Origin of the sequence: Mycobacterium vicinigordonae (genome assembly GCF_013466425.1) — a bacterium.
GTDB classification, from domain to species: Bacteria; Actinomycetota; Actinomycetes; order Mycobacteriales; family Mycobacteriaceae; genus Mycobacterium; species Mycobacterium vicinigordonae.
Map to the genome: position 1 here is coordinate 4,661,188 of NZ_CP059165.1, position 14,396 is coordinate 4,675,583.

Here is a 14,396-nt window from a genome sequence, read left to right on the forward strand (position 1 = left end):
CGCTGGTTATGCAGGAGAGGCCGGAGGCCACCGTGAGGAGATGCCGATGAAGCTTGCACCGCTCGCCTGCCGACGCGACCTAGTCGCCGCCGCGCTGGCCGTCGTGCTGGTGCTGGGCGGCTGCGGCAGCAACGGTACGAACGGTAAAGCACCCGCCAGCACCACCTCCGCCACTAACGCGGAGGCCGCCAAGCTGCTCAAGTCGGCCGCTGAAGTGATGCGCAAAGTCACCGGCACGCACCTCAAAGTCGCCGTCCGAGGTGAGGTGCCCAACATCGGGGTGAGCAAATTCGAAGCTGACGTCTCCAACACACCCCAAACCGCCGCCACCGGCGTCGCGACGATCCCGGTGGGCGGTGACAGCCAAGAGGCCCAGGTCGTCTTCGTTGACGGGCATCTTTACTCCGACCTCGGCCAGCCCGGGTCCTACACCGACTTCGGGACCGGCACTTCGATCTATAACGTGTCGGTGCTCCTAGACCCCGGCAAAGGATTGGCCAACCTGCTGACCAACCTGAAGAACGGCTCGGTGGCTGGCAGCCAGCAGCTCGACGGCGTCGCCACCACCAAAATCACCGGGGACTCCTCGGCCGACGACGTCGCCACGCTGGCCGGGGTCCGCCTGACCGAAGCGAGCGTCGCAACCGTGCCGACCACCGTGTGGACCGCGTCGGACGGGTCGTCCCACCTCGTGCAGATCCAGATCTCCCCCACCGCGAACGCCTCGATGACGCTGAGCATGTCCGACTGGGGCAAGCAGGTCACCGCTACCAGACCCGGCTAGAACGTAGGAGTTGTTGATGACCAGGAGCCCCCGCCGGCGGCTGACAATTGCCGCCGCCCGGATGGCCGGCGGCATCGCGATTGCTGTCGCACTGACACCCGTCGCTCACGCCGCCGACTCTTACGGTGCGATCGCCTATTCCCCCAACGGCATGTGGGGGCGCTCGCACACCATAGCCAGCAAAGAAGACGCTGAGGCGACGGCGTTGAAATCCTGCGGTGCCTCGGACTGCAAAGTTATGATCAGCTTCACCGGATGCGGCGCGGTCGCCGCCAAGAACGGCGCCGGCACAGCGAAGGAATACCAGGCCGGCATCGGTCCGGATCTGCGCACCGCGATGAAGGACGCTCTCGGCAAGCTCCCTGACGGGTACATCGACACCTGGGCCTGCAACTGACGCCTGTCACCGTTTATCGTTGCGGGACAGCACTTTTCGAATAGACAGTGGGCCGCGCGCGGCTTCTTCGGGTCACTCCAAGGATTCGTAGAGATAACAAGAAGACAACCGCCGCAACCTTTTCTCAAGCCACTCCGCACCCGCGGATCAACGACCCAGAGAAAAGGCAGCACCGATGACCACCCTCAAGATCCCCAGCATCGCACGGACCGTCAAGTTCGCCCTGGTCGCCACTGCGGCCGCCGGTACTCTTGCGCTCGGACTCGCCGGACCCGCCCAGGCTTCCGGCAACGGCCCGATGTACGGCGACCCGGTCGCAGCCGAGAAGTACTGGCAGCACCAGAAGTACGACGACTGCGCCATCATGTCCAGCGCCGAGGTGGTTGGCCAGATCACCGGAAAGCTCCCCTCGGAGCGCTCGATCGTCAAGGTCGCCCAGACCACACCGAGTGTCGCCCACTCCGGCTCCATCTACGTCAAGCCGGCCGACAAGAACGACCCAAACTCCGGCATGGGGACCGACCCCGACGACCTGCCCACCCTGTTGGCGCACTACGGGATTCATGCAGACAACGGCAACGCCTCCGGAATGGAGGCCCTTGAGCGGAATCTCGGCGGCGGGCACGCGGTCATCGTCGTACTCAATGCCGAGATGATCTGGAACCAGCCCATCCAGAACAAGGGCAAGAACGGCCAGCCCCGCGCCGACCACGCGGTCGCGGTCACCGGCGTCGACACCACCAACGGTGTCGTACACCTCAACGACAGCGGCAGCGAAAAAGGAAAGAACGAGCAGATCCCGATGGCCGTCTTCGTCAAGGCCTGGGCCACCAGCGGCAACTTCATGACCGTCACCCGGGAAACCCACAAGTGACGTTCCACCCGGCCGTTCGCGGCGGGCAGCCAGTCGGTGCAATGCCGGGCCGGCTGCCCGCCTTCGGTTTGCCAGCGGCGCGCGCGACCACGCCAAGAATTTGTCCAGATATCAAGAAGGCCGCTGCCCCAGCCTTTCCTCAAGCGACTTCGAGTAGCGCCGAGAAAGGGAAGCCCATGCGCAGCAGGCTCCTATGCGCCGCCAAGGCCATTCTGGTGACCCTGGTGATCACAGCCGCCGGCGCGACCGCGCTGAGTCTGGCCAGCCCGGCTAGCGCTGCTGCCGGCATCACCTACGGCAATCCCGCCGCGGCCGCCAAGTGGTGGCGCTACCAGAAATACGACGACTGCGTCCTGATGGCCAGCGCTGACGTTGTCGGCCAGATGACCGGCAGCGAACCGTCGGAAGACGCGATCATCAACCTCGCCCAATCCACGCCGAGCACCATGCACCCTGGCTCGATTTACATCAGACCCACCGACGAGAAGAACCCGAACTCGGGCAACGGAACCAGCCGGCTCGACATCCCGGCCTTACTGGGGCACTACGGCGTCGGCGCCCAGGCGACCGACGAGATCACGGCAGAAACGACGGGCCTGGCCACTGGAATGAAGGCGCTACAACACTACCTGGGCGGCGGCCGCGCCGTCATCGTCAGCGTCAACGCCGAAATGATCTGGGGTGAACCGATTGAGAGCAAAGACGACGACGGCAACCCGGTATCCGACCATGCCGTTGTGGTGACCGGCGTCGATACCGCAGGCAGCGTCGTGCACCTCAACGACAGCGGCACCCGCAGCGGTCGCGACGAGCGGATCCCGCTGGACCTTTTCACCAGGGCATGGGCCACCAGCCATTACTTCCTGGTTTTCACCGGCGGAACGATCAAGCCTTGAATTGCACACCCCAATCTTTGTGCGGCAACGTAATTCCCACCGACGCGCAATCACCGGGCGACGAAACCGCGGCGTTATCCGCGCCGCCAACGCACCCGGTCGCGCAGCGGTCTACAAACTTCGTCCTGCCATGCCCCACAATGACAGGACCCGCAGTAGATCGATTTGCAACGGTCAGGAGAGAATGACGAGGTGCCGGTACGATGTCCGACCCGGACACCGGAAGCCGTGGAGGACCCGGAATGGCTGGTAGCGCGATGGACGTAAGTCTCGAATTCGGTGTGCTCGGACCGCTGGAAATGAGCATCGACGGCACGCTGGTGCCGCTGGGCACCCCTAAGCAGCGGGCGGTGCTGGCCATGCTGGTCATCAACCGCAATAGGCCCGTCGGCGTCGACTCGCTGATCACCGCCCTTTGGGAGGAATGGCCACCGTCAGGGGCGCGGGCCAGCATCCACTCCTACGTGTCGAACCTGCGCAAGCTCGTCAGCGGCGCCGGGGTTGACTCCCGCGTGGTACTGGCCGCGGCGCCGCCCGGCTACCGGCTGACCATTTCCGAGAACACCTGCGATCTCGGCAGATTCATCGCCGAGAAGACCGCAGGTGTGCACGCCGCCGCCGCGGGGCGGTTCGAACAAGCCAGCCAGCATCTGTCGGCGGCATTGAAGGAATGGCGCGGGCCGGTGCTCGACGACCTGCGAGACTTTCAGTTCGTCGATTCCTTCGCCACCGCGTTGGTCGAGGACAAGATCATCGCGCACACCGCCAAGGCCGAGGCCGAGATCGCCTGCGGCAGGGCCTCGGCGGTGATCTCCGAGCTGGAGGCGCTGACCAACGAACATCCCTACCGGGAACCACTGTGGGCGCAGCTGATCACCGCCTACTACCTCACCGACCGCCAGTCCGACGCGCTGAACGCATATCGCCGGGTGAAGACGACGCTCGCCGATGACTTGGGCATCGACCCGGGGCCGAATCTGCGTGCCCTCAACGAGCGGGTGTTGCGCCAGGAGCCCCTGGACGCCAAACAGAATGCGAAGGTCACCGCCGTCGGCACCGTCACGGCACTCGACCAGCGCACGATGGCCGCCAGCCAGAAGGTCACCGCATACCTGCATGAACTCGCCACCGGCCGGGATTACCACCTGCGCGGCGCCGCGACCCGGATCGGCCGACTCAGCGATAACGACATCGTGCTGGACAGCGCGAATGTCAGCCGCCATCACGCCGTCATCGTCGACACCGGGACCAACTTCATCATCAACGACCAACGGTCCTCGAACGGTGTCCATGTGCGCCACCAGCGGATCCGGGTCGCCGCCACCATCAACGACGGCGACCACATCCGCATCTGCGACCACGAATTCACCTTCCGGGTCACCGCACGCACCGATGCCTGATGCACGGGCTCAACTGCCGTGAAGATGGCTGCGAAGCAACGTCTTTGGTACCACCGGACCGCGCGGGTGGGGATCACGTCGAGTGAACCGTCCCGTCGCCGCGACTCCCCATTTGCCGCAAGACTTTTCGTGACGGCGCCGTTGCCGGCGCAGCGGCCGGAGCACCGATATCGGCGAGGCATTGGCAACGCCAACCGCCGCGGTTACCGTAATGTTTGCTGGGTCCGGTGGTCGCACGCTCACTGCGACGCCTGCAGGGTGTTGGTAGGGTCGGCGGGATTCAGGTTCGTTGAGGAGGATCGGCAATGAGCGAGGCGTCAGGCTCGCGGGTGGGCTCGATGTTCGGGCCCTACCACCTCAAGCGGTTGCTGGGGCGCGGCGGAATGGGCGAGGTCTACGAGGCCGAGCACACCGTCAAGGAGTGGACGGTGGCCGTCAAGTTGATGACAGCCGAGTTCAGCAAAGACCCCGTCTTCCGTGAACGCATGAAGCGCGAAGCCCGCATCGCCGGGCGTCTGCAAGAACCGCATGTGGTGCCGATCCACGACTACGGCGAAATCGACGGACAGATGTACCTCGAGATGCGCATGATCGAGGGCACCGACCTGGACAGCGTCCTGAAGAGATTCGGCCCGCTGACGCCGCCGCGCGCGGTGGCCATCATCACCCAGATCGCCTCGGCCCTCGACGCCGCCCACGCGGCGGGGGTAATGCACCGCGACGTCAAGCCACCCAACATCTTGGTCACCCGCGACGACTTCGCTTACCTGGTCGACTTCGGCATTGCCAGCGCCACCACCGACGAAAAGCTGACTCAGCTGGGCACCGCGGTGGGCACCTGGAAATACATGGCGCCCGAACGCTTTTCCAACGATGAGGTCACCTACCGCGCCGACATCTACGCACTCGCCTGCGTGCTCTACGAGTGCCTGACCGGCAGCCCGCCCTACCGGGCCGACAGTGCCACCACGCTGGTCACCGCTCACCTGATGGACCCGGTTCCGCAGGTCAGCATCGCCCGCGCCGGCATTCCGAAAGCATTCGACGCGGTCATCGCACGCGGCATGGCGAAAAAGCCCGAGGATCGGTACGCCAGCGCCGGCGACTTCGCCCGCGCCGCACACGACGCACTCAGCAACCCCGACCAGGACCACGCCGAGAACATCCTGCGCAAGAGCCGGGAGTCGAACCTGCCGGGCACTGCGGCACTTTCCGGGCCGCAGGCCGCACCCCCCGGACCCCCGCCACCGGCGGCCCCGCCGCAGTACTCGCCGCCGCCCTCCTATGGCGCCCCGCCCGGTTCGGGAGCGGTCCCTCATCAGGGACCGCCCAGCGGTCCGAGCTGGGCGCCGGATCAGGGACCGCCCAGCGGTCCGAGCTGGGCGCCGGCCAGCGGTCCGGTGTCGGCACCGAGCGGTCCGGTGTCGGGACCCAGTGGCCCCACCTCGGCGCCGCAGTACCTCGGTAGCGGCGGCTGGGGTGGCAATCCGGCCCCGCCGCCGAGCGGTCCGAACCCCTGGGACCAGGGCAACCAGCCGGCCAAGAAGCGCAACCCGTGGCCGATCGTTGCAGCGGCCGCGGCAGTTGTCCTCGTCCTCATACTCGTGGGTGTGGTGATCGTGATGGCCACCGGCTCGGACGACAAGCAGGAGGCGGGCGGCACCACCACGTCGGTCACCACCAGCTCGAGCAGGACCTCCGTCACGACCAGAACTCCGCCGTCGACCACTCCGGGCGGTGAGCCGTCCAGCAAGTTGATGTCGATGCTGCCGTCCGGCTACGCCCCGGGCGTGTGCACCACGACCACTCCGAAGCCGAACACCGTGTGGAGCACTTCGCAGGCGATGATCACCTGCGGGCAAAACACCAACCCGGGTGGGCCGAGCCACGCGATCTACGGGCTCTACCCCAACCTGGCCGCGCTCAAGCAGTCGTTCCAAGACGACATCAACGCGGTGCAGCTGACGAACTGCCCCGGCGAGGGCGCGTCGCCGGGTGGCTGGCATTACGACCGCGACCCGACCGTCACCGCCGGCATGATCGCCTGCGGCACCTACAAGAACCACCCCAACGTGATCTGGAGCACCGAGGGCAAGCTCATGCTGAGCGACGTGTTCGGTGATCCCGCCACCCTTGAGGAACTGCACACCTGGTGGACCAAATACGGCTGATCGCCCCGGCCGGCCGGCGGGGGGCGGAATGAGCCAGGCACCAGACTCTGGTGCGGGGTCGATGTTCGGGCCCTACCGCTTCACCCGATTGATCGGTCGCGGCGGGATGGGCGAGGTCTACGAGGCTGAGCACACCGTCAAAGGGTGGACGGTTGCCGTCAAGCTGATGTCGGAAACCGTCAGCAAAGATCCGGTGTTCCGGGAACGGATGAAGCGCGAAGCCCGTATCGCCGGTCGGCTGCAGGAGCCGCACGTCGTACCGATCCACGACTACGGCGAGATCAACGGCCAGATGTTCCTCGAGATGCGCCTCATCGAAGGCGACGATCTCGACGACATGCTGCAGCGCTATGGCCCGCTGCCGCCCGCGCGCGCGATCGCCATCATCACCCAGGTCGCCTCGGCGCTGGACGCCGCGCACGCGCTCGGCGTGACACACCGCGACGTCAAACCGCCCAACATCCTGATCACTCGCGACGACTTCGCCTACCTGGTCGACTTCGGCATCGCCAGCGCCAAGACTGAGGAGAAGCTCACCCAGCTGGGCGCCCCGGTGGGCACCTGGAAATACATGGGCCCCGAACGGTTCAGTGACAGCGAGGTGACCCTGCGGGCCGACGTCTACTCGCTGGCCTGCGTGCTCTATGAGTGCCTGACCGGCACCGCGCCCTACCCTTCCGACAGCGCCGGCGTGCTGATCAGCGCACACATGATGAACCCAATCCCGCGGCCCAGCGCGGCGCGCGAAGGCATTCCTCAGGCGCTGGACGCGGTGATCGCCCGCGGCATGGCCAAGCGCCCGGCGGATCGTTACGCCAGCGCCGGCGAACTCGCCCGTGCCGCGCGTGATGCGCTCAGCGACCCCGACCGCGACCGGGTCTCCGACATTGTGCGCCGCTCCCAGGAAACGGCGTTGCCCGAGCGGTTCGTCGATCCGACGACCGTGCAGCATCCGCGACCACCGCAGCCACCCCCGCCCCGGCGGTCTGGTCCGGTGCAGACGGTACCGCCGCCCTCGAACCACCCGCCGTCCGGCCAGCGCCCCCCACCGCCCGGCCCCCGTGCGCCGCTCCCCCCGCAGATGCCTGCTGCCCCAACGGGTTCCGCGGGTGCTCGCCCGACCTGGGCGCCCGCGCTTGTACCCAGTGGACCCATCCCCGGCGCGCCGCCGCCCGCACCCGGTTCACCGGCGTCGGCGCATTGGGCCGGCGGTACACCGCCCGGCGCACCCGTAGCACCGCCATTGCGCGGACCGGCTCCATGGCAGCCCGCGGCACCCGGACGCAACCACTGGGCGATCGTCGCCGGCGTAGCGGCGCTGGTGCTGCTGCTCATCGTGGGCGCCATCGGCATCTGGGCGGCCACCAAGGACGACGGCAGTGCTCAGGCGAGCGGACACTCGACGACCACAACCCGCACGACGACCCGCACCACCGACTCCACCACTGCGCCGACGACGCGTACACCGTCGTCGAGTTCTTCCGCGGCCCAGGCGCGCCTGCTGAGTTCGCTACCTGCCGGATATCCCGCCGGATCCTGCAAGAACGACGACAAGACGATGCCGGGAGCACTGGTTTCGGTGACCTGCGGGCAAAACACCGACAGCAACGGCCCCAGGGTCTCGGCGTATGGGTTGTTCGCCGATCTCACCGCGGTAAAGAACGCGTTCAGCGGTTTCATCGGAACCTTCACGGTCCAGCAGTGTCCCGGCGGCAAGGCATCCCCAACCACCTGGTGGCACACCAAAGACCCGAAAACCATCCTCGGTCAGATGGCGTGCGGCAACTACCAAGGCGACCCACAGGTGATGTGGAGCAACGAGCAGACGTTAGTGTTCGCGCTCGTCTCCGGCAAGCCCCAGGGCCCCAGCCTCGACCAAATTTTCAAGTGGTGGGGTTCGCACTCCTGAGCAGACTTTGACGCCAACCCGAATCGGCAGCTCCTATCGCCTTTCGACGCATCACCGCTTCGTCCGCCAGCTGAAGCTATTTGGCAATTTACCTCGGTGTTGTTGATAGTGTCGGCGGCAGCGAGGGGTGATTGGGAGGATCAGCGATGAGCGACACACAGGGCTCGCGGGTGGGGTCGATGTTCGGGCCCTATCACCTGAAGCGATTACTGGGCCGCGGCGGAATGGGCGAGGTCTACGAGGCCGAGCACACCGTCAAGGAGTGGACGGTGGCCGTCAAGTTGATGACAGCCGAGTTCAGCAAAGACCCCGTCTTCCGTGAACGCATGAAGCGCGAGGCCCGCATCGCGGGCCGATTGATGGAACCGCATGTGGTGCCGATCCACGACTACGGCGAAATCGACGGACAGATGTACCTCGAGATGCGCATGATCGAGGGCACCGACCTGGACAGCCTGCTCAAGCGGTTCGGCCCGCTGACGCCGCCGCGCGCGGTGGCCATCATCACCCAGATCGCCTCGGCCCTCGACGCCGCCCACGCGGCGGGGGTAATGCACCGCGACGTCAAGCCACCCAACATCCTGATCACGCGCGACGACTTCGCTTACCTGGTCGACTTCGGCATTGCCAGCGCCACCACCGACGAGAAGCTGACTCAACTGGGCACCGCGGTGGGCACCTGGAAATACATGGCGCCCGAACGCTTTTCGAGCGATGAGGTCACCTACCGCGCCGACATCTACGCACTCGCCTGCGTGCTCTACGAGTGCCTGACCGGTGGGCCGCCTTACCGGGCAGATAGCGCCGGGATTTTGGTGACGGCGCACCTGCGGGATCCCGTCCCGCAGGCCAGCACCGCCCGCGCCGGCATTCCGAAAGCATTCGACGCGGTCATCGCTCGCGGCATGGCGAAAAAGCCCGAGGATCGGTACGCCAGCGCCGGCGACTTCGCCCTAGCAGCGCACGAGGCACTCAGCGACCCCGACCAGGACCATGCCGACAAGATCGTCCGCCGCAGCCAGGAAGCCACACTGCCTGGTCCCCCAGCAACGGTAGTGCCGCCGACGATGCCGGCCGGCGCGATGTCTCCGCCGCGCTCCACTCCACCGCCGCGGTCCACCCCTATTCCGCGGTCGACGACCCCGCCGCCGGCTCCGCGGCCCGGGCCCCCTCAGTACGGCGGCGCGCCCGGCTCGTCAGGACCAGTCCCGCAGCAGCGGCCGCCGGCTGCGGCGGGCAACCCCGGCTGGGGCGCGTCGAGCGGTCCGATCTCGGCACCGAACCCGCCACCGCAGAATCCCGGGTACTACCCGGGCGGCAGCCCGCCCAGCACACCGATCCCGTATCCGCCGTCGGGTCCGGTCCCTGGCTGGAACCAGCCGCCGGTGCCGCCGAAAAAGCGCAACCCGTGGCCCATCATCGCCGCCGTCATCATCGCCGTCGCACTCGTAGCCGGTGGCATCGGTATCTATCTGGCGACTCGGCCCGAACCGGCCCGCAAGCAGAAGCCGATCGCCGAGGATCGGCTCAATGCGCTGCTGCTGAGCACGTCGGACATCAACTCGGTGATGGGCTCGTCGACGATGCAAGCCGGTAAGACCCTGACATCAATGGACACCTCAGACGTAACGCTGTCGGCGCCCGACTGCCGGGGAGCACGGTATGTCGGTGCGGCGCCGGTGTTCGCCGGCACCGGGTATACCGGGATCAGCGCGGTGCAGCTGGCCGAGCCTGACGAGGACTACAAGCACTGGGTGGTGCAGGCCACCGTCGCGTTCCCGACGGCCGAGAAGGCCCGCGCATTCATGGACAGTTCGCTGACGAAATGGAAGAGCTGCGCGGGCAACACGCTAACTGTCACCAGCAAGTCGAAGACCTACCGCTGGACGTTCGCCGACGTGCAGGGCGCACCGCCGAAGATCACCATCATGGACACCCAGGAGGGCGCCGACGGCTGGGAGTGTCAGCGGGCAATGGGCTTGGCGAACAACGTGATCGTCGACATCAACGCCTGCGGCTATCAGATCAGCGATCAGGGCAGTCAGATCGTGGACAGGATCATCGCCAACATCAACAAAGAGAACAAAGAGAAATAGCGCCCGCTCGGTATCCAACCCTTGTCAGGTCGAGAGATCGGGTCCCTGCGCGCGTAGATCATCGACTGCCGACATGGCGGTGCGCAACTTGGCCAGCCATTCCTCGGTGTGTTCACCGACCAGTTTGACCGACCACGCCAACGCGTCGGCCCGGGAGCGGGCGACGCCGGCATCGACCAGCGTGTCGAGCACCTGACGCTCCGGTTGCCGCAGCCGCGTCATCACCGGAACAGCGATGTGGGTGAACAACTTTCGTTCGCCGTTGACCTCGACGCCCCAGGACACCTTGCGTCCGTAACGGGCCTGCGCCTCCTCGGCGATGGCCATCCGCTCCGAGCGGGTTTCCTCGCGGAATCGCGAAACACGGCCCTCGGCGCGTGCGGCGCTTTCCTCCTCGCCGCCGTCGGGAACCGTGAGCCGCCCGACGACGGTGATCTCCTCCCGATCGACGACGACCGCGGGGTCGCCGTCGAACCAGCTTTCGGGTAGGCGGCCGGCAAACCATTCCGCCGCGCCTCCCGCGTCAGGTTGGTCGGCCTGCTGCCAGCCGCCGGGCCGCCCGTGCCGGCGACCATGATGATGAATGTTCATGATTACATGATTACACCGTTACAGCCGGATGTGCGCAAGTTTCGCCGCGGGTGAACGGCGCGACCGCGGACCAGCCGGGTCCCAGCGGGGTTGACATCCAGTAAAGGGCGTTGCCATCAGCAAATTCCGGTTGTATTTTTGGGAGCGAAGCAGGCCCGGAAGTGACCGAATCTCAAGTGCCGGAAGACGGGTAAAGCCCGGCCGCGTCCGACCCGCGTAAGACGGAGTCGGCACGCCCCCAGAGTCGCGCCGGGCCTGCCCTACTGCGCGAGCTAGGCCCGCCGAATCCGGAACACTTTGGTTTCTCCCTTGATGCCCTTGAGACGCCGACCGCCGGCGAAAGACCATTGGAAGGCCTCGCCGTCGCCGGCTGCTTCCATCGCATCGCGGACCGACTCGGCGACCAGTACCGTGCCAGGCCGGGCCGCGCCGGTCACCCGGCTTGCCGCGTTGACCGGGCTGCCGAACCAGTCCCCGGCCCGGCTCACCGCCATGCCGCAGGCCACTCCGGCACGAAGACGCGGGAACTCGTCGTCGGTGTCCACCGCCTCGACCAGCTTGACCATGGTGTCCAGCAACGGCGCCGGATCGGGACAGACGAACATCACCGCGTCGCCGATCGTCTTGATGAACCGGACCGGCGGCGCGGTCATGTCCCGCGCGAGATCGGCCAACCTGCCCGCCAACTGACCCAACTCCTCCGCGGAAACCACTTCGCCCAACTTGGTGAACCCGACCAGGTCGGCGAAAGCAACGCTGACCCAGCGCGCGCCCGGCAACGGCTGGCCGGCGGCACGTTCGCCGGCATTCACGGCTTCGTTCTCCATCATGTGCCGCAGCTGCATGAACAACATGTCCTGGATCATCGGGCCGAGCAGCGGCACGATCTGACCGACCAGCGCCTTAGACGCCTGGGCGACCTGCAACTCGGTGACCCCCGGGCGGATGATCGCCGACAGTGCCGTGTACCGCATCACCTCGGCTGCGTGCGACAGGCCCTCGGCGAGCACGCGCACCACGGTCACCACCTGGTCGGGCGGCAGGCCGATGTCGACGAAGCGCTGCGCATTGGCCGCAGCCTCGACGTCGGCGCGCAGATGCACCGCCGCATCCGGATCGTCGACCCTGGCCAGCCCGATGGCACGCTGCACCCGCTGCAGCAACTCCAGATCGACGCCGCGGCTCTCGCTGATCTCGCGGGTGGACACGTAGGTGCCGTCGTCACCGATCAGGTGCCGGCTCGCCAGCAGCAGGGGCGGGCTGGTCGTTCGGATCTCCTCGGCGGTGATGCCTTGCTCCAGCAGCCAATTCACTAACTCGGCGCGCTCGGCGCGCTGCACGCCGTCCAAGCCGTCGAGCAGGTCGTCGATGTTGCGCTCCACGGCCTCAACGTTAAGGCGTTGGCGCTGGCCGCCTCATGACACCGGCGGACGTCGCTGCGCCCACGGCCGAGCGGCCTCGATCTGGGCCGACAGCGACAGCAGCGTCGCCTCGTCGAAAGGCCGACCGACCAGTTGCACCGACATGGGCAGGCCGTCGTCGTCAAAGTCCCACGGCACCACCGCGGCGGGTTGGCCGGTGAGATTCCAGACCTGCTGATACGGAACACGCTGTCCGACAAGCAACAACGTCGAGATCCCACCGCGGCGCTGGTACGCCCCGATGCGGGACGGACCGGCCGCGCAGCCCGGCGTCACGACGACGTCAACGTCGTCGAACACCGACTGGATCCGCGCGCTGAGCCCGACCTCAGACTCCCGCAACGCCGCCATCCGCCGGTCGGAGAAGAACGAACCCATCCGGGCGATGTTGCGGGTGCGCGCCTCGAGCCGCTCCGGGTGGGCCTGCGCGTCGGCGTCGTCGCTGATGCCACGCAGCATGCGCGGCAGATAGTTTGCGTACAGCGACGGTGGGTACTGCGGGTCGCGATCGATCACCTGGTGCCCCAGATCGCGCAGTAATGCTCCCGCCTGCTCAAGCGCGTTGCGCTGCGCCGCGCCGACCCGGACCGGCATCGGCGTCGGCACCTTGGCGCTCAACGCGATCCGCAGCCGCCCCGGCCGCCGTGCCGCGGCGGCGGCGAACCCGCCTTCGGGTCCGGGCATTGTGGTCGTCGCATCCAGGAACAGCGCCGCGTCCAACACCGAGCGGGTGATCGGACCGTTGACGCTGAGTCCCTCCCAGGCATCGTCGTGCGGTTCCAGTGAGACCCGGTCGCGTTGCGGCTTCAGACCGAACAAGCCGCACCAAGTCGCCGGGATGCGGATCGACCCGCCACCGTCGGAGCCCAGCGCGATCGGCGCTAGGCCGGCGGCGACCGCCGCCGCGCTGCCCCCGCTGCTGCCACCGGGCGTCCGGCGGGGGTTCCACGGATTGCGGGTCGCGCCGAATGTCAGCGACTCGGTGAACGGCATGATCATCAGCTCGGGTACCGCGGTCTTGCCGATGACGACCGCGCCCGCGGCACGCAGCCGGCGGACGACCTCGGCATCGTCTTTGACCGCGGGTCCGTGGCCGCCGCTGCCATAAGTGGTGACCTCACCGCCGACGTCGACGTCGTCCTTGATCGCGATCGGCACCCCGAGCAGCGGGCGGCGCACCCCGGCGTCCAAGCGCTGCTGGGCAATCTCTGCTTCCTCGCGGGCGGCGTCCTGACGCACCACTCGGTAGGCGCGCAGCTCGCTGTCCAGCCGCTCGATGCGCTCCAGATAGACCTCGAGCAGCTCGGGTGCGGTGATCTCGCCGTCGGCCAGCATGCGGGCCTGCTCGGCGGCGCCGGCGAACGCGACATCGCTAGGGTCCACTGCCGCAGCGTATCCCGGCGTACGGTTACCGTTGGCGACATGCCCTGCGTGTTCTGTGCGATCGTGGCCGGGACGGCTCCGGCCATCCGGATCTGTGAAGATGACGACTACCTGGCGATCCTCGATATCCGCCCGTTCACCCGCGGCCACACCCTGGTGATTCCCAAACGGCACAGCGTGGACCTCGACGACACGCCACCGCAGACGCTGGCCGGGATGATCACCATGGGCCAGCGCATCGCGCGGGCCGCCAAGACGACCGAATTGGCCGACGCCACCAACATCGCGATCAACGACGGCAGCGCCGCGTTCCAGACGGTGTTCCACATCCACCTACACGTATTGCCGCGACGCAACGGCGACAAGCTCGCGCTAGCCAAGGGCATGGTTATGCGCCGAGATCCCGATCGAGAGGCCAGTGGACGCATCCTGCGCGAAGCGCTGGCCCGTATCGACACCGCCGGTTAATCGTTC

Annotated in this window: 12 protein-coding genes; 9 read left to right on the top strand and 3 right to left on the bottom strand. The window is 67.0% G+C overall.

Translation table 11 applies throughout. From position 1 onward, the window contains the following. Positions 1–46 precede the first annotated feature (46 nt). The 8 genes from H0P51_RS20850 (at position 47) to H0P51_RS20885 (ending at position 10,527) form a co-directional block, all read left to right on the top strand. The gene (locus tag H0P51_RS20850) at positions 47–784 is read left to right on the top strand and encodes an LppX_LprAFG lipoprotein (protein ID WP_180914779.1); all 738 of its coding nucleotides are present in this window, start codon (positions 47–49) and stop codon (positions 782–784) included. A 16-nt stretch (positions 785–800) separates the two neighbouring features. Next, a complete protein-coding gene (locus H0P51_RS20855) occupies positions 801–1,181 on the top strand; it encodes a DUF4189 domain-containing protein (protein WP_180914780.1) in 381 nt (126 codons plus the stop codon). Positions 1,182–1,356: 175 nt separating this feature from the next. Continuing rightward, entirely contained in the window at positions 1,357–2,055 is a 699-nt protein-coding gene (locus tag H0P51_RS20860) for a C39 family peptidase (RefSeq protein WP_180914781.1), read from the top strand. A 176-nt stretch (positions 2,056–2,231) separates the two neighbouring features. After that, entirely contained in the window at positions 2,232–2,951 is a 720-nt protein-coding gene (locus H0P51_RS20865; RefSeq protein ID WP_180914782.1) for a C39 family peptidase, read from the top strand. Between the two features lie 242 nt (positions 2,952–3,193). Beyond that, the gene (embR, locus tag H0P51_RS20870) at positions 3,194–4,351 is read left to right on the top strand and encodes an ATPase/transcriptional regulator EmbR (RefSeq protein WP_180919125.1); all 1,158 of its coding nucleotides are present in this window, start codon (positions 3,194–3,196) and stop codon (positions 4,349–4,351) included. A 305-nt stretch (positions 4,352–4,656) separates the two neighbouring features. Further along, entirely contained in the window at positions 4,657–6,522 is a 1,866-nt protein-coding gene (locus H0P51_RS20875) for a serine/threonine-protein kinase (protein ID WP_180914783.1), read from the top strand. Between the two features lie 28 nt (positions 6,523–6,550). Beyond that, entirely contained in the window at positions 6,551–8,431 is a 1,881-nt protein-coding gene (locus H0P51_RS20880; RefSeq protein WP_180914784.1) for a serine/threonine-protein kinase, read from the top strand. A gap of 146 nt (positions 8,432–8,577) precedes the next feature. After that, positions 8,578–10,527, top strand: coding sequence for a serine/threonine-protein kinase PknH/PknJ (locus H0P51_RS20885; RefSeq protein ID WP_180914785.1), 1,950 nt, complete (start codon positions 8,578–8,580; stop codon positions 10,525–10,527). 24 nt (positions 10,528–10,551) lie between these two features. On the opposite strand, the gene H0P51_RS20890 is transcribed toward H0P51_RS20885, so the two are convergent. The 3 genes from H0P51_RS20890 to H0P51_RS20900 all read right to left on the bottom strand — a co-directional run bounded on the left by H0P51_RS20890 (position 10,552) and on the right by H0P51_RS20900 (position 13,922). Beyond that, entirely contained in the window at positions 10,552–11,118 is a 567-nt protein-coding gene (locus tag H0P51_RS20890; RefSeq protein WP_180914786.1) for a hypothetical protein, read from the bottom strand. A gap of 272 nt (positions 11,119–11,390) precedes the next feature. After that, positions 11,391–12,500 (bottom strand): adenylate/guanylate cyclase domain-containing protein, encoded by a 1,110-nt coding sequence (locus tag H0P51_RS20895; protein ID WP_180914787.1) that lies wholly within the window; start codon positions 12,498–12,500, stop codon positions 11,391–11,393. Positions 12,501–12,533: 33 nt separating this feature from the next. Beyond that, positions 12,534–13,922, bottom strand: coding sequence for an amidase (locus H0P51_RS20900; RefSeq protein ID WP_180914788.1), 1,389 nt, complete (start codon positions 13,920–13,922; stop codon positions 12,534–12,536). A 39-nt stretch (positions 13,923–13,961) separates the two neighbouring features. Between H0P51_RS20900 and H0P51_RS20905 the strand changes: the two genes are divergently transcribed. Continuing rightward, positions 13,962–14,390 (top strand): HIT family protein, encoded by a 429-nt coding sequence (locus H0P51_RS20905; RefSeq protein ID WP_180914789.1) that lies wholly within the window; start codon positions 13,962–13,964, stop codon positions 14,388–14,390. Positions 14,391–14,396 lie beyond the last annotated feature (6 nt).

Excerpts from the sequence above, each read along its gene's own strand:
- H0P51_RS20865 (WP_180914782.1), top strand. The coding sequence starts at position 2,232 with ATGCGCAGCAGGCTCCTATGCGCCGCCAAGGCCATTCTGGTGACCCTG.
- H0P51_RS20905 (WP_180914789.1), top strand. The coding sequence starts at position 13,962 with ATGCCCTGCGTGTTCTGTGCGATCGTGGCCGGGACGGCTCCGGCCATC.
- H0P51_RS20885 (WP_180914785.1), top strand. The coding sequence starts at position 8,578 with ATGAGCGACACACAGGGCTCGCGGGTGGGGTCGATGTTCGGGCCCTAT.
- embR (WP_180919125.1), top strand. The coding sequence starts at position 3,194 with ATGGCTGGTAGCGCGATGGACGTAAGTCTCGAATTCGGTGTGCTCGGA.
- H0P51_RS20850 (WP_180914779.1), top strand. The coding sequence starts at position 47 with ATGAAGCTTGCACCGCTCGCCTGCCGACGCGACCTAGTCGCCGCCGCG.
- H0P51_RS20875 (WP_180914783.1), top strand. The coding sequence starts at position 4,657 with ATGAGCGAGGCGTCAGGCTCGCGGGTGGGCTCGATGTTCGGGCCCTAC.
- H0P51_RS20880 (WP_180914784.1), top strand. The coding sequence starts at position 6,551 with ATGAGCCAGGCACCAGACTCTGGTGCGGGGTCGATGTTCGGGCCCTAC.
- H0P51_RS20860 (WP_180914781.1), top strand. The coding sequence starts at position 1,357 with ATGACCACCCTCAAGATCCCCAGCATCGCACGGACCGTCAAGTTCGCC.
- H0P51_RS20855 (WP_180914780.1), top strand. The coding sequence starts at position 801 with ATGACCAGGAGCCCCCGCCGGCGGCTGACAATTGCCGCCGCCCGGATG.
- H0P51_RS20890 (WP_180914786.1), bottom strand. The coding sequence starts at position 11,118 with ATGAACATTCATCATCATGGTCGCCGGCACGGGCGGCCCGGCGGCTGG.